This is a genomic window from Natronohydrobacter thiooxidans (assembly GCF_001884735.1).
Taxonomy (GTDB): domain Bacteria; phylum Pseudomonadota; class Alphaproteobacteria; order Rhodobacterales; family Rhodobacteraceae; genus Roseinatronobacter; species Roseinatronobacter thiooxidans_A.
Genome location: NZ_MJAP01000018.1, coordinates 93,305 through 107,730, shown reverse-complemented (window position 1 = coordinate 107,730; position 14,426 = coordinate 93,305). Strand labels below are relative to the sequence as shown.

The window sequence follows — 14,426 nt, the reverse complement described above, 5'->3', positions numbered from 1 at the left end:
TCAGCAGCGACACGCTCTAGCAAAGCATCCGGGCAGCGCATCCGGGAGCCTCCCACAGACAGCATTCCGCGTCGCATCGCGCTGGCGCTACCAAAGTCTGAAAAGTGGTGCCCGGGGGCGGAATCGAACCACCGACACGAGGATTTTCAATCCACTGCTCTACCCCTGAGCTACCCGGGCACGGGTGCATCTTGCGATGCAGACGCGGGTCATTTCGCGTCGGGTAAGCGTCTCATATGGCAGGGCTCCGGCGCTGTCCAGAGGGGTTCGGCAAAAATCTTTGCCGATCAATCCTTGCCACTGTCAGCGGCCGCATCCGCGTCGTCCTCCAGCCCCGTCAGCGGCGCAGGGATGGTGTAATCCTCGCGAAACCAGCGCGCCAGATCCACATCGGCGCAGCGCTTCGAGCAGAAGGGCCGGTACTGCGCCACCACTGGCTTGCGGCAGATCGGGCAGCTCATGCCAGCACCTGCGTCAGCGGTTTGCGGTCGCGTTTGCGGGTCAGCTCGAAATTGCCCAGGGGCGTCCAGCCCGCCAGCACAATGTCCCGCCCCTCGCGCCGGAAAGCCGCTTTCATCGCCTGTTCCAGAATATGGCGCTCCTTCTTCGCATAGGGGGCCACATCGATCAGCACCTGCCCGCCAAGCCCGCGCAGACGCAGCTGACGGGGCAGGGCGCGCATGGCGGCGATATTGGCCTTCAGCCCGGCGGCCGGGCTGGTATCCGCGCCAGTGTTTACATCCACCGCGATCAGTGCGCGGGTGGGCTCGATCACCATATGCCCGCCCCCCGTCAGCGGCACCTCGGGCACCAGCAGCGCATCAATCGCCTCGCGCACGCCATGGCGCGCGAAACTTCCCGCGCTGTCATCCAGCGTGTCGGGGGCAGGCCAGTCGCGCCATGCCGCCAGATGCGGGGCGGGCGCGTCGACCAGCACTTCGGGCTTGCCGTCCATATCCGCCAGCACGGCCTCAGTGAGTGCGCGCATCCGCGCGATATCCTCTGCGATGACCTCATCCGAAGCGGTCTCACAGGCCGAACGCAGGATCAGCCCCAGACCGGGCGCGGCCCCCTGCATTCCGGCTTGCGCAAGCGCTGCCAGATCGGCGCGGATATCCTCATCCTCGATGCTGCGCGAGATATTCAGCCCCGGCGCATCGGGGGTCACGATCGCATAGCGGCTCTTGAACAACAGGCGCGTCGAGAGTGGCAGCGCCTTGCCGGGTTCCGAGCTTCCGCCAACCTGAACCAATACATTAGCGCCGGGCCGCAAACCCTTGGTCTGGCGCAGAAATCCGCTTTCGCCGCCGGGCAGGTCCACAAAGGCCCCGCCCATGCCCTTGACCGGGCGCCCCAGCTTGCCCCGGCAGATCGTCTCGGGCGGCAGCGCCTCGGATTCCGCGATCAGCAGCTCTTCCAACTGGCCATCGACCATCAGGGCCGCCGCTTCACGCCCGCGAAACTGATCCAGTGCGATCACAGATCCCTTCACCACGCCCCCCCGATCCCGGCTGCGCGCAACAGATGCGCGGTTTCCATCGCGGGCAGACCCATGATGCCGGTATAAGATCCTTCGATCCAGGGAATGAACGCCCCGCCGCGCCCCTGAATCGCATAGCCCCCCGCCTTGCCCTGCCATTCGCCAGAGGCAAGATAGAGGTTCAGCTCGTCATCCGACAGCCGCTTCATCTTGACAGAACTGACCGATGTGCGCATCCAGACCCGCGCACCCCGGCGCACGGCGACAGCGGTAATCACCGTATGCCTGCGGCCCGCCAGTTTCAGCAGAAATTCCGCCGCCTGTCCCGCATCCTCGGGCTTGCCCAGAATACGCCGCCCCAGCGCCACCGTGGTATCGGCGGTCAGCACCACATCTTCGGGGCCAGCGGCAATCGCCTCCAGCTTCGCGCGCGTCACCCGCTCGCAATAGGGCCGGGGCAATTCACGCGCGAGTGGGGTTTCATCCACATCGGCGGCGACAATCGCATCGGGCACAATGCCCAGCGACGCCAGAATCTCTTTCCGGCGCGGGCTGCCAGAGCCGAGGATCAGCCGCATCGGCTTATTTGAATCGGTAATTGATCCGCCCCTTGGTCAGATCATAGGGGGTCATTTCGACCTGCACCTTGTCGCCGACAAGAACCCGGATGCGGTTCTTGCGCATCTTTCCCGCCATATGTGCGTTGATTTCATGGCCGTTTTCCAGCTCGACCCGAAATGTCGCATTTGGCAGGAGTTCCTTGACGACACCGGGAAATTCGAGCAGTTCTTCCTTGGCCATGGTTACTCCATCGTGAGGGCGCGCAGGATAGGCACGCGCGCGCGTTAAATGGGCCTAATCGCGCCGGTTTTCAAGCGAATTATGCGGGTTTGACCTGACGCACCGGCAGGGCGAGGCGCATTTCCTGTTCGCCCCAATGCGCATGGTTCAGCACCGCGCCCTCGCGCCGGACACGGGCGATGGTTTCAAGGCGCAGATCGGCAATTGCCCAGCCCGGCGCATTGAGCGCGGTTTGCGCGATCACCCCATCCTCGGGAAAGCCCAGATCCGGCGGGCCATAGATCGCCGCGGCGCCGGTATTCATATCCACCGCAGGGCACCATTCCGCCGCGCCCACGGTCGGCGCATGGACGCAGACGCATTGGTTTTCCAGCGCACGCGCCATCGCCCCAACCTTGACGCGGGTATAGCCTGCCAGCGTTTCGGTGCAGGAGGGGGCAAGCAGGATTTCCGCACCGGCCTCGACCAGCGCGCGGGCCAGCAGGGGAAACTCGCTGTCATAGCAGATCACGATGCCCAGACGGCCCAGGGCGGTGTCGAACAGCTGCAACCCCTGACCGGGGGCGAAATCCCAGTCCTCGCGCTCGAAACGGGTCATGATCTGCTTGTCCTGATGCCCGATCACGCCAGCAGGGCCATAGAGCACCGCGCGATTGACCGGGCGGGGGGCATATTCGACCATCGCGGGACCAGAGGCCCCAAGGATATGCACGTCAAACCGCGCCGCAAGCTCACAATGCAGCGCCTCGACCGCGCGTGCATGGCGTATCACCTCGTGCAAGGCGGCTTCCAGATCCGCCGCCACCGCTGCACCGCCAAGGCTGGCAAGCTCCATCGCGCCATATTCGGGAAAGACCAGCAGATCGGCACCCTGATCTGCGGCCTGCGTCACCCAGCCCGTGATCTTGGCCGCATAAGCGTCCCAGTCGGGCAGGAAATCCAGCGGATAGGCAGCGGCTGCGATTTTCATAGCGCACGCATCCAGAATTGCAGGGTCTTGTCACTCTCATGCGCATCACCCAGATCGCGCCAATGGAAGCGCGCCGTGACGCCGGGCAGGGGCGCATAGCCACGCTTGCGCCAGAACCCGTCGAGCGGGCGATAGCTGGCGGGGCGGGCAGGGTGGTCGGGCGCGCGGACCACGCTGCAAAAGGCGCAGTTTGCGTAGCCCAAGGCGCGCGCATGCTCTTCGCGCGCATCGAAAAACCGGTGCCCCGCCCCCTGGCCCCGACATTCGGGCAGCAGCACCGATTCGGCGCAATAGAAGATCTGCGCCGGATCCTGCGGGCTCTCCGCAAAAGCCGCCGCAAATTCCGCATCCGCATCCAGCAGCGGCAAACCGGTGGAGGCCCCCACCAGCCGGTCCTCTGCCCATGCCGCGACCACAATCGCGCGCGGATTACCCGCATAGCCCTGCAGATAGCGCCGCTCATACTCCAGATCGCCATCATAGAGATAGGGCCAGTCGCGAAACACCCTGATGCGCAGCGCGGCCAGCCCCTCGACGACCCGCCCGATCGCGGCCCCGGTCAGTATCTCGAAACGCAAACTCATGCCGAGACCTGAGCAATCCAGTCCTGCAGGTTGTAATAGGTGGTGATGCGGCTGATCCTGCCTGCTTCCAGCGTGAAGAATGACCCCGCAGGCAGGACATAGCGCTGCCCATGCGCTTCCGGCAGGCCGGGATCGGTCTGCAGATATTCCCCATGCACCACGAATTCCGCCGCCGCGCGCGTGCCGTCCTCGCTCGCGAAAATCACCATGTCGCGCAGTTTCTCGCGATAGCTGACCCCCATATGGCTGCAGAATTCGGCAAAGGCCGCGCGCCCCTGCCGTACCTCGCCCTGATTGACGAAATGCTGCACATCATCGCTGACCAGAGCCAGCATCGTATCCGTGTCACCTGCATTGAACGCGTCGAAATAGCGTTGGATCGTCTCTTTGCTCATCTCTCATTCCTTTCCCGGCGGGCCGAAGCGCGCCAGCAGATGTTCCTTGATCTGGTCGCGGGTCTGGCGATAGGCGACCAGCTTTGCCTCGCGCGTCTCGCCCAGACCTGACGGGTCCATGATCGGCCAGTACTCTACGTCGATATGGGCAAAGCGCGTGAGCTCAAGCGCCTGTCTTTGGCTCGCGGGCGACAAGGCGATGATCAGATCGAACCCTGTCAGATCATCGCCCCATTCCACCATCTCCTCGAAAGAGCGCGACCGGTGGCGGTCGAGTTCTACCCCGTCCTCGGCGCTGACCGCGATCGAGAATCCGTCAATTTCGCGGTCATTCCGGACACCGGCGGATTGCACATAGGCGCGCTGGCCATAGAGCTTTTTCATCAATCCTTCGGCAATCGGTGAGCGCACGGAATTGTGGTCACAGCAAAACAGCACCGACGAAGGAAAGCGATCCGCCATTCAGCCCCCGAAATGCAGAACGCAGATCAGGGTGAACAGGCGGCGTGCCGTGTCGATATCCATCTCGGCCTTGCCCTCCAGCCGCTCCTGCAGGATGCGCGCGCCTTCATTGTGGATGCCGCGCCGGGCCATATCGATGGCCTCGATCTGGCTGGGGGGCAGACGCTTGACGGCCTCGAAATAGCTGCCGCAGATCTGGTAGTAATCCTTCACCACCTGCCGGAACGGCCCCAGCGACAGGATCAGCTCGGTCAGCCCGTTGCCCAGCTCATCCGCGACCGCAATGCACAACCGCCGCTCGCGGATCGCGAGGCGCATCGCGAAAGGGCCGGTAGGGGCGATTTGTCCTTCGCGGGCAACCAGCGCGAAGGCATTGTCTTCGAGCAGGTCAAACACAGCGACCTTGCGTTCCTGTTCAATTTCCGGCGTCGGCGCGGGCAGACCGCTGTCATCGATCTCGATCTGGCAGATTCGGGTCATGGCTCTCGATTTACTCTTTTCACGCCACTGTGATGCCCTGTCTGGCCGTCCGGCGCAAGGCCAGCCGGTCGCAAGGATCATACTGACTGGAAGCCGCGCAGCAACTGGCGCAAGCCGACCATCGCGCCCGCAATGATGCTGACAAAAACCAGCGGCGCGGAATAGGCCAGCGTCGCCATGGCTGACGCCCCTTGCCCGACCGAACAGCCGACCGCGACCACACCGCCCACGCCCATCAGACAGGCGCCTGTGACCTGCCGCCCCAGTTCGCGCGGGTCTTCGCAGGCTTCCCAGCGGAAGCGTCGGCGCCAGAAGGCCGCAATCGCCGCGCCCAGCACCACTCCCACGACCGAGCCCACGGCGAAATTCAGCCCCCCCGCGCTGGAGGTCATCAGATAAAGGATCGTCCGCCCGAGCGGCGCGGTGAAGGTGAAGCCTTCAACCGGGATCGCCGCCAGCGTGCCCAGATGCAGGATCGAGGTCGCGATAAACGCGCCCGCAATCGCCAGCCCCACGACCACGCCCCAGGCCACGGTGCGCGGTGAAGCGCGCAGATGCGGATGCGCCAGCCCCAGCGCGATCAGCCCCAGCCCCAGCGGCAGTGCCAGTACCAGCGGCGCAAGCCCGGTCATCGCGCTGAACGCATGGGCGAATCCCTGCGGCGTCTCGGCGTCGATCTGCGGAAACAACGCCACGCGCAAGGGCGATAGCGGGCCCGCCAGCGTGATGAACCCCGCCACCGCCATGATCATCACGATCAGGAAAGAGCGCAGATCACCGCCCCCCAGCCGCACCAGCGCTCCGAAACCGCAATTCCCGGCCAGCGCCATGCCATAGCCAAAGACCAGCCCCCCGAAAATCGCGGCCATCGGGTTGAAGGCAATCATGTGATAGGGGCTCTGCGTGATCAGCGCGAGGCCAAGCGCCTCGGCCGTAAACAGCGCGATGATCGCCACGCCCAGCACGACCCCCCAGAGCCGCGCACGGCGCTGATCGCCCCCATAGGCGGCGCTTTCAATCGCATTGAGGGTGCAGAAATCGCCCATGCGCGCGGCATAGCCCAGGACAAGCCCGATGATCAGCCCGGCACTGCCCGCCAGAACCGGGGCGGAGATTTCCCACATTGACTGCCTCCCGCGTCAAGCTGGCCATATGCTGGCCTGACTTCGGGCCGACTATAGCCGCGCCCTGCCATCGGGTCACGGAAAATCAGGATTTGGCACCGGCGCAGAACATGTCATAGACCAGCGCGATCAGCCGCGCGGCCTTGGGGTCTTGCAGCGCGTAGAACATGGTCTTGCCGTCACGGCGGCAGGACACGATCCCTTCAAGCCGCAGCCGCGCCAGTTGCTGGCTGACCGCCGCCTGCCGCGATTGCAGCAATTGCTCCAGTTCCGTGACCGATTTCTCGCCAGAGGAGAGGTGGCACAGGATCATCAACCGCCCCTCATGCGCCATGGCCTTCAGAAAAGCCGAAGCTGCCTGCGCCTGCGCGAGCATATCCACGGGTTCCAGATTCTCGCAGTTTCCTGTCTCGGCTCGGTCAAGCTGTGCCATGATAATATTCTGTGCGTCCGTGAAGTTCTGCTCAAGTGTCATGCGGCCCGTCCTGTAAATCCGGCCCGCAAGCGGGGCAAGAGGCGTCAGGGTCATTTTCAATTACATGAATATTTAGGGCTTTTACACGCTTCGGACAAGCTGAGCCTCGAAAAAGGCGCGAAATCCGGGGCTTTGCAACAAAATGACGACAATATGCCAGAAACTGCCGCCAAACCGGAACAGGAACCCGCAAAGAAAAACGGCCCGCCCAAGCAGGGCAGGCCGTAGGGTTTCTGGGCGTCGCGGCGGATCAGGCGTCGCGAGGATCGGCGCTGGCGCCGTCATTGCGCGGATCGTCGTCATCCATGCCGGCAGCACCGATATCGTCGAACAGTTCCGAAATCTCGAATTCGGCAGCGGCTTCCTCTTCGGCAGCCAGTTCCTGAATCGATTTGCCAGAGGCCTGGACTTCCGCTTCCTCGGGCGAACGGGCGACGTTCAGACCGACCTCGACCTCGACTTCGGGGTGCAGGTTGATCAGCGCCTTGTGCAGGCCCAACGTCTTGATCGGCGTTGCGATCACGATCTGACGCTTCTCGACCTTCACACCAGCCTCGTCCAGCAGATCCGCCACATCGCGCGGGCTGACAGAGCCATAGAGCGCGCCACCGTCAGAGGCCTGACGGATGACCACATAGCTGGCCCCTTCCAGCTTGTCGGCGACAGCCTGCGCTTCCTTGCGGGTTTCGAGGTTCTGCGCTTCCAGCTCGGCCTTGCGGTGCTCGAAGGACTTGATGTTGTCATCCGAGGCGCGCAGCGCCTTGCCCTGCGGCAGCAGGTAGTTGCGGGCATAGCCGGGCTTCACGCTCACGACATCGCCCATCTGGCCAAGCTTGGCCACGCGTTCCAGAAGGATCACTTGCATGGGTCTTGCTCCTTATTTCACAGCGTAAGGCAGCAGGGCCAGGAAACGCGCGCGCTTGATGGCGCGGGCCAGCTCACGCTGTTTCTTGGCCGAGACAGCGGTGATGCGCGAGGGCACGATCTTGCCACGCTCGGAGATGTAGCGCTGCAGCAGACGCACATCCTTGTAGTCGATCGCCGGAGCGTTCTCGCCCGAGAAAGGGCATACCTTGCGGCGACGGAAAAACGGTTTGGTTGCCATGGTCCTGATCCTCCTTACGATGCCCGGCGACGGTCGCCGCGGTCGCCGCGGTCCCCGCGATCGCCACGGTCGCGCTCGTCACGCTTCTGCATCTGAACCGAGGGGCCCTCGGCATGCGCATCGACCTTGACGGTCAGCACGCGCATCACATCGTCATGCAGGCGCATCAGACGCTCCATTTCCTGCACGGCTTCTGCAGGCGCATCCGAACGCAGGAAGGCATAATGCCCCTTGCGGTTCTTGTTGATCTTATAGGCCATGGTCTTGACGCCCCAATACTCGTGATCCACGAGTTTCCCGCCATTATCGGCCAGAACTGCGCCAAAATGCTCGATCAGCGCTTCGGCCTGTGCATTCGACAGATCCTGACGCGCGATCATGACATGCTCGTAAAGCGGCATGCGATCTCCATTCATTCTCGGGGCGCATTTCAAAAGACAGGGGTCCAGCTTCCCGCTCCCTGTCCACGAGAGCTGCGCCGGGTCAAAGACTCGCGGGAAGATGGGGCGGCATAGACGCATCCGGCCCGCAACGCAAGTCACAACATACCCGCTGCGGCTGGCTCAGGGGCAAAAACACAGGGCTGCTTGCGCCAACATACCAAGCGCAGGCTTGCCACTGCAACACGCCTGACGCATAAAGACCGCGAAACTTTCTTTCAAATGGGGGTCCGGAATGGCTCATACTCCTCTGATGACCGCACTCGGTGCCGATGACACATTGCTGCGCAAGCTGGCGATGGTGGTCTTTGGCTCGGTGCTGGTGGGCATGTCTGCGCAGGTCAGCGTACCGATGTTTCCGGTACCCATGACGCTGCAGACATTGGCGATCTCGCTGATCGGGCTGACCTATGGCGCACGGCTGGCGGGGGCCACGCTGCTCACCTATCTGGCGCAGGGCGCGGCGGGTCTGCCGGTCTTTGCCGGTGGCGCTGCGGGCGCGGTGCATCTGATGGGTCCGACGGGCGGCTTCCTGATCGGTTTCGTCGCCATGGCCTGGCTGACCGGCTATCTGGTGCAGCGCGGTCTGGACCGTGGCTTTGGTCGGCTGTTCCTCGCCGCCTTTATTCCGGCACTTCTTCTCTTCGTGCCGGGCGTGCTGTGGCTGTGGGTCATCACGCCGCTGGATCTGCAAGGCGCCGCAATGGCCGGTGCCGTGCCGTTCCAGCTGGGCGGTGTGGTGAAATCCGCTGTGGCGGCACTGATCGTCACCGGCGCCTGGACCGCCTGGCAGAACCGCAAAGCCTGAGCCGGTCCGGCTGGGAAAAATGACAAGGGCGGGCTGTGGTGCCCGCCCTTTTTCATACCCGATAACCGATCAGCGCCGCGCGTGCAGATCCGAGAGCGCCCGCGCACACAGGCCCAGTTCGTGCCACTGACAGCCAGCACAAAGCTGCGCCAGCGCCCCTTCGGGGACAGCGGCGACAATCCGCGCCTGCGCCGCGCCCCATGTCAGCCTCTCGCCGTCATGCAGCCCCAGCGCCGCCGCATGCCGCGCATCCAATGCACTGATTTTCCCGGCATTCTCGCAGCTAGTGCCGCGCCGATGCGGGCAGGGGGCGCAGATGTGATCGGCCTGAAACGTGACCTCGATCTCGACCGCATCGCCGCCGGGCGCGCGCAGCCGGTCAACGATCCCGGCCATATTCGCGGTGAAACCGTGCGAGTATCCCTTGCCCTGAAACCCCAGCGCACAGAGGAAATGATGCGGGCGAAACTGAACCTTGCCGCTCATTCCGCCGCGTGTTTGGGCTCGAAGCCGCGCTCGATCATATCCGAAGGCGCCACCGGATATTCGCCCGAGAAACAGGCGTCGCAATATTGCGGACAGGCGGCGTTGCGCCCCTCGGCCTCGCCCGCTGCCCGGTACAGCCCGTCCAGCGAGATGAATTTCAGCGAATCCACCCCGATGAAATCGCGCATTTCCTCTTCGGTCATAGTCGCGGCCAGCAGTTTCTCGCGCTCGGGCGTGTCCACCCCGTAGAAACACGGCCAGGCGGTCGGCGGCGAGGCGATGCGGAAATGCACCTCCGCCGCGCCCGCCTCAAGGATCATTTCCTTGATTTTCTGGCTGGTCGTGCCGCGCACCACCGAATCATCCACCAGAATGATCCGCTTGCCCCGGATCAGCGCGCGGTTCACATTCAGCTTCAGCCGCACGCCCATGGACCGGATCGCCTGAGACGGCTCGATGAAGGTCCGCCCCATATACTGGTTGCGCGTGATCCCCAGCGCGAAGGGGATGCCCGATTCCTGACTGAAGCCGATGGCTGCAGGCGTGCCGCTATCGGGCACGGGGCAGACCAGATCCGCATCGACCGGGGCTTCGCGGGCCAGTTCAACCCCGATCTGGCGGCGGGTCTCATAGACGGAACGACCACCGTAGGAGCTGTCGGGGCGCGAGAAATAGACATGCTCGAAGATGCAGAAGCGCGATTTCTGCGGCGCGAAGGGGCGCATCGATTCGACGCCTTTGGCATCAATCACCACCATTTCGCCGGGATTGATCTCGCGCACGAACTCGGCCCCGATGATATCCAGCGCGCAGGTTTCCGAGGCCAACACCCAGCCCGCGTGCAGCCGCCCCAGCACCAAGGGGCGCACGCCCAGGGGATCGCGCACGCCGATCAGCTTGGTGCGCGTCATGGCGACGACCGAAAACGCTCCTTCGGCGCGGCGCAGCGCGTCTTTCATCCGTTCGGGGATCGTCTTCTGGAAGGACCGCGCCATCAGATGAATGAGGCATTCACTGTCGGAACTGGACTGAAAGATCGAGCCGCGCTCGATCAATTCACGCCGGATCGCATCGGCATTGGTGATATTGCCGTTATGCGCGATTGCCGCGCCGCCCATGGCAAACTCGCCGAAGAAGGGCTGCACATCACGGATCTGCGTGGCGCCTTTCGATCCGGCAGTGGAATAGCGCACATGGCCGATGGCGATGGCACCGGGCAGCGCCTCGATCACACCGGCTTTGGTGAAATTGTCACGGACCAGCCCGAATCTATGCGCCGAGTGAAAGCCTGATTCGGCGTGATGGGTGATGATCCCGCCCGCCTCTTGCCCGCGATGCTGCAGCGCATGCAGGCCCAGAGCCACGAAATTCGCAGCATCCTCAAGGCCGATACATCCAAATACCCCACATTCCTCGCGTAACTTGTCGTCATCGAAAGGGTGGCTGAGCATGGCAGACTCGCATCGCTGGGGAAGTTGGGCGCTCTCTACCCCATTGCGGGCACCCTGTCACGCCCCCCACTTAGCTGCAGATGCTCACAAGCTCTTCATATTTGCCGACCAGCCAGTTTGGCGCATCTTCCGGCACTGCCTGATCCAGATTGCCCGAGAAATTGCCGAAAATACTGGCAGAGCGCGACGTCTCGATCAGTTCGACCGAGCCGCGCGGCACGGCGCGCTCATAGACCATCAGCGCGATGGCCACGAGCAGGAAGCCCCGCGCGATCCCGAACAGGAAGCCTGCACCCTGATCCACCCCACCAAGCGCGGAATTTCGGATCAGGCTGGAAAACAGCGGCGTGAACAGCGAGGCCAGCACCAGCACCACGGCAAAGACCACCGCGAAAGAGGCGATGACGCTCAATTCGCAGCTATCGCCCAGAAAATTGCCGACATAGGGCAGTTCCCGCACCAGAGGCTGCACGGCGGGCGCGAGGATGAAGGCCAGAACGGCGGCCGCAATCCATCCGGCAATCGCCAGGCTTTCGCGCATGAAGCCGCGCGAATAGGCAAGGATGCCCGAGACAATGACAATCACCGCCACGCCTGCATCGACGATATTGAAGCCTTCCATCCTGCTCTCCTGTTTCAGGCGGGGTACTAGCCTGCACCAAATACCTGCCCGACTACCTGTGCCAGATCGGGCATTTCTTTCAACTCAATTCCTGCAATCGCCGCCGGTTTCACCAGACAGGGCGCGAGTGCTGCGCAGAAACCAAGTTTTTGCGCCTCTTTCAACCTGTTTTCGGTCTGGGACACCGCGCGCAGCGCGCCCGAGAGGCTGATTTCCCCGAAAACAACCGTCTCTGGCGGCAAAGCCACATCTTCGCGAGCGGATAAAAGCGCGCAGGCAATCGCCAGATCGGCGGCAGGTTCATGCACCCGCATGCCGCCCGCCACATTCAGAAACACATCCATCCCCGCGAAGGGAATGCCGCACCGGGCCTCCAGCACCGCCAGAATCGTCGACAGTCGCGCCGAATCGAGCCCGACCACCGTGCGGCGCGGGGTGCCAAGCGGCGAGGGGGCGACCAGCGCCTGAATCTCGGTCAGCATCGGGCGCGTGCCCTCAATCCCGGCAAAGACCACCGATCCCGGCGCAGGGGTGCCGCGCTCGGACAGAAACAGCGCCGATGGGTTGGCCACTTCCGCAAGCCCCGCGCCGGTCATCTCGAAGACGCCGATCTCATCGGCTGGCCCAAAGCGGTTCTTGACCGCGCGCAGGATACGGAACTGATGCCCGCGCTCACCCTCGAAATAAAGCACGGTATCGACCATGTGCTCCACCACGCGCGGCCCGGCAATCTGACCTTCCTTGGTGACATGGCCGACGATGATGACCGACACGCCGCGCTTCTTGGCGAAACTGACCAGTTCATGCGCCGAGGCGCGCACCTGGGAGACTGAACCGGGGGCCGAGTCGATGGTATCGAGCCACATGGTCTGAATCGAATCGATCACCACCAGATCGGGGCGTTCCGTGTCCAGCGTGGACAGGATATCGCGCAGATTGGTTTCTGCGCCTAACTGCACCGGCGCATCCGACAGGCCCAGACGCGCCGCGCGCAGCCGCACTTGCGCCGCCGCTTCCTCGCCCGAGATATAGAGGCATTTCAAGCCTTTGCGGGCGAAACTTGCAGTGGCCTGCAACAAGAGCGTCGATTTCCCGATCCCCGGATCGCCGCCCACAAGAATGGCAGAGGCCGCCACCAGCCCGCCCCCCAGCACGCGGTCCAGCTCGGCCAGCCCGGACCCGCTGCGCGGCGGCGGCGCTTCGGCATCCGCAAGCGTGCTCAGCGCGATGCTGCGCCCTTTGGTGACGCGCGTGCCGGGGCCGCTGGAAAGTGGCGCTTCCTCGATGATCGTGTTCCACGCGCCGCAGGCGTCGCAACGGCCGGACCATTTGCGATGGGTCGCACCGCAGGCGGTGCAGGTGAATTGGGGCAGGGCTTTGGCCATGCGCGGGCTTATCGCAGGCCGGGATTGCCCGCGCAAGGCTGCACCGCGAGCGCGTATCACATCTGGCAATCCCCGGCTGGTTGTTGCTAGACTTGCCCCGGACCGATGCAGACCCGATGGAGGATAGGCCATGCCGCTCGACCGCCCCGCGCTACAGCCCAAGGACGCCCCGGATCTGGGACAGTTTCTCTGGGCGGATCCGCTGAAGCTGGAAGGCCAGCTTTCCGAGGATGAGCGCATGCTGCGCGACGCGGCGCATGAGTTTGCCCAATCGGTGCTGCAGCCGCGCGTGACCGCCGCCTACCGCAGTGAGGCCGCCGATCCTGAGTTGTTTTCGCTGATGGGCGAGGCCGGGCTTCTGGGCGCGACCCTGCCTGAAACCTATGGCGGGCTTGGCGCGAATTACGTCACCTACGGGCTGATCGCGCGCGAGATTGAGCGGGTGGATTCGGGCTATCGCTCGATGATGTCGGTGCAATCCTCGCTGGTGATCTATCCGATCTATGCCTATGGAGCCGAGGCGCAGCGCATGAAATACCTGCCCGGCCTCTGTTCCGGCGCGCTGATCGGCTGTTTCGGCCTGACCGAACCCGATGCCGGATCGGACCCCGCAGGCATGAAGACCCGCGCCGAAAAAACCGCGACGGGCTACCGGCTGACGGGAACGAAAATGTGGATCTCGAACAGCCCCTTTGCCGATATTTTCGTGGTCTGGGCCAAATCCGAGGCGCATGGCGGCAAGATCCGCGGTTTCGTGCTGGAAAAGGGCATGGCGGGCCTGTCTGCGCCGAAGATCGAGGGCAAGCTCAGCCTGCGCGCCTCGACCACCGGCGAGATCGTGATGGATGGGGTCGAGGTCGGCGAAGACGCGCTTTTGCCGCATGTCGAGGGGCTGAAAGGGCCGTTCGGCTGTCTGAACCGCGCGCGCTACGGCATTGCCTGGGGGGTGATGGGGGCGGCGGAAGCCTGCTGGCAGGCGGCGCGGCAATACGGGCTGGACCGCAAGCAATTCGGGCGACCGCTGGCGCAGACCCAGCTTTTCCAGAAGAAACTCGCCGATATGCAGACCGAAATCGCGCTGGGCCTGCAAGCGGCGCTGCAGGTGGGGCGGCTGATGGATGCGGCCGAGGCCGCGCCCGAGATGATCAGCCTGATCAAGCGCAACAATTGCGGCAAGGCGCTGGAGATGGCACGACATGCGCGTGACATGCATGGCGGCAACGGGATTGCCGACGAGTTTCAGGTCATGCGCCATATGATCAATCTGGAAACGGTGAACACTTATGAAGGCACCCATGATGTGCATGCACTTATTCTGGGGCGTGCCCAGACCGGGCTGCAGGCGTTTTTCTGAGGGA

Annotated in this window: 19 protein-coding genes, 1 tRNA gene and 1 pseudogene; 2 read left to right on the top strand and 19 right to left on the bottom strand. The window is 63.7% G+C overall.

The window, feature by feature from the left end:
* Positions 1-105: 105 nt before the first annotated feature.
* From BG457_RS11595 to rpsF, 15 genes and pseudogenes are all read right to left on the bottom strand, one after another.
* A tRNA-Phe gene (locus BG457_RS11595) sits at positions 106-180 on the bottom strand.
* 107 nt (positions 181-287) lie between these two features.
* Positions 288-461 (bottom strand): DNA gyrase inhibitor YacG, encoded by a 174-nt coding sequence (locus BG457_RS11590; protein ID WP_071797308.1) that lies wholly within the window; start codon positions 459-461, stop codon positions 288-290.
* Positions 458-1,492, bottom strand: coding sequence for a ribonuclease E/G (locus BG457_RS11585; RefSeq protein WP_071797320.1), 1,035 nt, complete (start codon positions 1,490-1,492; stop codon positions 458-460). The genes BG457_RS11590 and BG457_RS11585 overlap by 4 nt, the downstream gene beginning before the upstream one ends.
* The gene (locus tag BG457_RS11580; protein WP_071797307.1) at positions 1,489-2,058 is read right to left on the bottom strand and encodes a Maf family protein; all 570 of its coding nucleotides are present in this window, start codon (positions 2,056-2,058) and stop codon (positions 1,489-1,491) included. The genes BG457_RS11585 and BG457_RS11580 overlap by 4 nt, the downstream gene beginning before the upstream one ends.
* 4 nt (positions 2,059-2,062) lie before the next feature.
* Entirely contained in the window at positions 2,063-2,281 is a 219-nt protein-coding gene (gene infA, locus BG457_RS11575; RefSeq protein ID WP_071470354.1) for a translation initiation factor IF-1, read from the bottom strand.
* Between the two features lie 79 nt (positions 2,282-2,360).
* Positions 2,361-3,251: a carbon-nitrogen hydrolase family protein gene (locus BG457_RS11570; protein WP_071797306.1), complete on the bottom strand. Its 891-nt coding sequence runs from the start codon at positions 3,249-3,251 to the stop codon at positions 2,361-2,363.
* Positions 3,248-3,835, bottom strand: a complete 588-nt coding sequence (locus BG457_RS11565) for a GNAT family N-acetyltransferase (RefSeq protein WP_071797305.1) — start codon at positions 3,833-3,835, stop codon at positions 3,248-3,250. Before BG457_RS11565 ends, BG457_RS11570 begins: the two co-directional genes overlap by 4 nt.
* Positions 3,832-4,230, bottom strand: a complete 399-nt coding sequence (locus tag BG457_RS11560) for a ketosteroid isomerase-related protein (protein ID WP_071797304.1) — start codon at positions 4,228-4,230, stop codon at positions 3,832-3,834. The genes BG457_RS11565 and BG457_RS11560 overlap by 4 nt, the downstream gene beginning before the upstream one ends.
* 3 nt (positions 4,231-4,233) lie before the next feature.
* Positions 4,234-4,692, bottom strand: coding sequence for an arsenate-mycothiol transferase ArsC (locus tag BG457_RS11555; protein ID WP_071797303.1), 459 nt, complete (start codon positions 4,690-4,692; stop codon positions 4,234-4,236).
* Positions 4,693-5,178 (bottom strand): annotated as a pseudogene (locus BG457_RS11550) (UPF0262 family protein); the annotation flags it as partial. It abuts the gene before it with no gap.
* Positions 5,179-5,249: 71 nt separating this feature from the next.
* A complete protein-coding gene (locus tag BG457_RS11545) occupies positions 5,250-6,296 on the bottom strand; it encodes a YeeE/YedE family protein (RefSeq protein WP_071797301.1) in 1,047 nt (348 codons plus the stop codon).
* 85 nt (positions 6,297-6,381) lie between these two features.
* A complete protein-coding gene (locus tag BG457_RS11540) occupies positions 6,382-6,729 on the bottom strand; it encodes an ArsR/SmtB family transcription factor (RefSeq protein WP_071797319.1) in 348 nt (115 codons plus the stop codon).
* Positions 6,730-7,021: 292 nt separating this feature from the next.
* Positions 7,022-7,636 carry a 50S ribosomal protein L9 gene (rplI, locus tag BG457_RS11535; RefSeq protein WP_071797300.1) on the bottom strand — a complete coding sequence of 205 codons (615 nt, stop codon included), beginning with the start codon at positions 7,634-7,636 and terminating at the stop codon, positions 7,022-7,024.
* Positions 7,637-7,648: 12 nt separating this feature from the next.
* Complete coding sequence (gene rpsR / locus BG457_RS11530; RefSeq protein WP_071797299.1) at positions 7,649-7,876, bottom strand: 30S ribosomal protein S18; 228 nt, start codon at positions 7,874-7,876, stop codon at positions 7,649-7,651.
* A 14-nt stretch (positions 7,877-7,890) separates the two neighbouring features.
* Positions 7,891-8,277 carry a 30S ribosomal protein S6 gene (rpsF, locus tag BG457_RS11525; protein ID WP_071797298.1) on the bottom strand — a complete coding sequence of 129 codons (387 nt, stop codon included), beginning with the start codon at positions 8,275-8,277 and terminating at the stop codon, positions 7,891-7,893.
* Between the two features lie 274 nt (positions 8,278-8,551).
* Between rpsF and BG457_RS11520 the strand changes: the two genes are divergently transcribed.
* Positions 8,552-9,124 carry a biotin transporter BioY gene (locus BG457_RS11520; protein WP_071797297.1) on the top strand — a complete coding sequence of 191 codons (573 nt, stop codon included), beginning with the start codon at positions 8,552-8,554 and terminating at the stop codon, positions 9,122-9,124.
* A gap of 69 nt (positions 9,125-9,193) precedes the next feature.
* Here the strand turns inward: BG457_RS11520 and BG457_RS11515 are convergent, their stop codons facing one another.
* The 4 genes from BG457_RS11515 to radA all read right to left on the bottom strand — a co-directional run bounded on the left by BG457_RS11515 (position 9,194) and on the right by radA (position 13,068).
* On the bottom strand, positions 9,194-9,610 hold the full coding sequence (locus tag BG457_RS11515) for a DUF1284 domain-containing protein (protein WP_071797296.1): 417 nt from the start codon (positions 9,608-9,610) through the stop codon (positions 9,194-9,196).
* Positions 9,607-11,061 carry an amidophosphoribosyltransferase gene (gene purF / locus BG457_RS11510; protein WP_071797295.1) on the bottom strand — a complete coding sequence of 485 codons (1,455 nt, stop codon included), beginning with the start codon at positions 11,059-11,061 and terminating at the stop codon, positions 9,607-9,609. The genes BG457_RS11515 and purF overlap by 4 nt, the downstream gene beginning before the upstream one ends.
* 70 nt (positions 11,062-11,131) lie before the next feature.
* Positions 11,132-11,683, bottom strand: a complete 552-nt coding sequence (locus tag BG457_RS11505) for a CvpA family protein (RefSeq protein WP_071797294.1) — start codon at positions 11,681-11,683, stop codon at positions 11,132-11,134.
* Positions 11,684-11,709: 26 nt separating this feature from the next.
* On the bottom strand, positions 11,710-13,068 hold the full coding sequence (gene radA / locus BG457_RS11500; RefSeq protein ID WP_071797293.1) for a DNA repair protein RadA: 1,359 nt from the start codon (positions 13,066-13,068) through the stop codon (positions 11,710-11,712).
* Between the two features lie 130 nt (positions 13,069-13,198).
* Between radA and BG457_RS11495 the strand changes: the two genes are divergently transcribed.
* Positions 13,199-14,422 carry an acyl-CoA dehydrogenase gene (locus tag BG457_RS11495; protein ID WP_071797292.1) on the top strand — a complete coding sequence of 408 codons (1,224 nt, stop codon included), beginning with the start codon at positions 13,199-13,201 and terminating at the stop codon, positions 14,420-14,422.
* The last annotated feature ends 4 nt before the right edge of the window (positions 14,423-14,426 follow it).

Excerpts from the sequence above, each read along its gene's own strand:
- BG457_RS11590 (WP_071797308.1), bottom strand. The coding sequence starts at position 461 with ATGAGCTGCCCGATCTGCCGCAAGCCAGTGGTGGCGCAGTACCGGCCC.
- BG457_RS11580 (WP_071797307.1), bottom strand. The coding sequence starts at position 2,058 with ATGCGGCTGATCCTCGGCTCTGGCAGCCCGCGCCGGAAAGAGATTCTG.
- infA (WP_071470354.1), bottom strand. The coding sequence starts at position 2,281 with ATGGCCAAGGAAGAACTGCTCGAATTTCCCGGTGTCGTCAAGGAACTC.
- BG457_RS11570 (WP_071797306.1), bottom strand. The coding sequence starts at position 3,251 with ATGAAAATCGCAGCCGCTGCCTATCCGCTGGATTTCCTGCCCGACTGG.
- BG457_RS11565 (WP_071797305.1), bottom strand. The coding sequence starts at position 3,835 with ATGAGTTTGCGTTTCGAGATACTGACCGGGGCCGCGATCGGGCGGGTC.
- BG457_RS11560 (WP_071797304.1), bottom strand. The coding sequence starts at position 4,230 with ATGAGCAAAGAGACGATCCAACGCTATTTCGACGCGTTCAATGCAGGT.
- BG457_RS11555 (WP_071797303.1), bottom strand. The coding sequence starts at position 4,692 with ATGGCGGATCGCTTTCCTTCGTCGGTGCTGTTTTGCTGTGACCACAAT.
- BG457_RS11545 (WP_071797301.1), bottom strand. The coding sequence starts at position 6,296 with ATGTGGGAAATCTCCGCCCCGGTTCTGGCGGGCAGTGCCGGGCTGATC.
- BG457_RS11540 (WP_071797319.1), bottom strand. The coding sequence starts at position 6,729 with ATGGCACAGCTTGACCGAGCCGAGACAGGAAACTGCGAGAATCTGGAA.
- rplI (WP_071797300.1), bottom strand. The coding sequence starts at position 7,636 with ATGCAAGTGATCCTTCTGGAACGCGTGGCCAAGCTTGGCCAGATGGGC.
- rpsR (WP_071797299.1), bottom strand. The coding sequence starts at position 7,876 with ATGGCAACCAAACCGTTTTTCCGTCGCCGCAAGGTATGCCCTTTCTCG.
- rpsF (WP_071797298.1), bottom strand. The coding sequence starts at position 8,277 with ATGCCGCTTTACGAGCATGTCATGATCGCGCGTCAGGATCTGTCGAAT.
- BG457_RS11520 (WP_071797297.1), top strand. The coding sequence starts at position 8,552 with ATGGCTCATACTCCTCTGATGACCGCACTCGGTGCCGATGACACATTG.
- BG457_RS11515 (WP_071797296.1), bottom strand. The coding sequence starts at position 9,610 with ATGAGCGGCAAGGTTCAGTTTCGCCCGCATCATTTCCTCTGTGCGCTG.
- purF (WP_071797295.1), bottom strand. The coding sequence starts at position 11,061 with ATGCTCAGCCACCCTTTCGATGACGACAAGTTACGCGAGGAATGTGGG.
- BG457_RS11505 (WP_071797294.1), bottom strand. The coding sequence starts at position 11,683 with ATGGAAGGCTTCAATATCGTCGATGCAGGCGTGGCGGTGATTGTCATT.
- radA (WP_071797293.1), bottom strand. The coding sequence starts at position 13,068 with ATGGCCAAAGCCCTGCCCCAATTCACCTGCACCGCCTGCGGTGCGACC.
- BG457_RS11495 (WP_071797292.1), top strand. The coding sequence starts at position 13,199 with ATGCCGCTCGACCGCCCCGCGCTACAGCCCAAGGACGCCCCGGATCTG.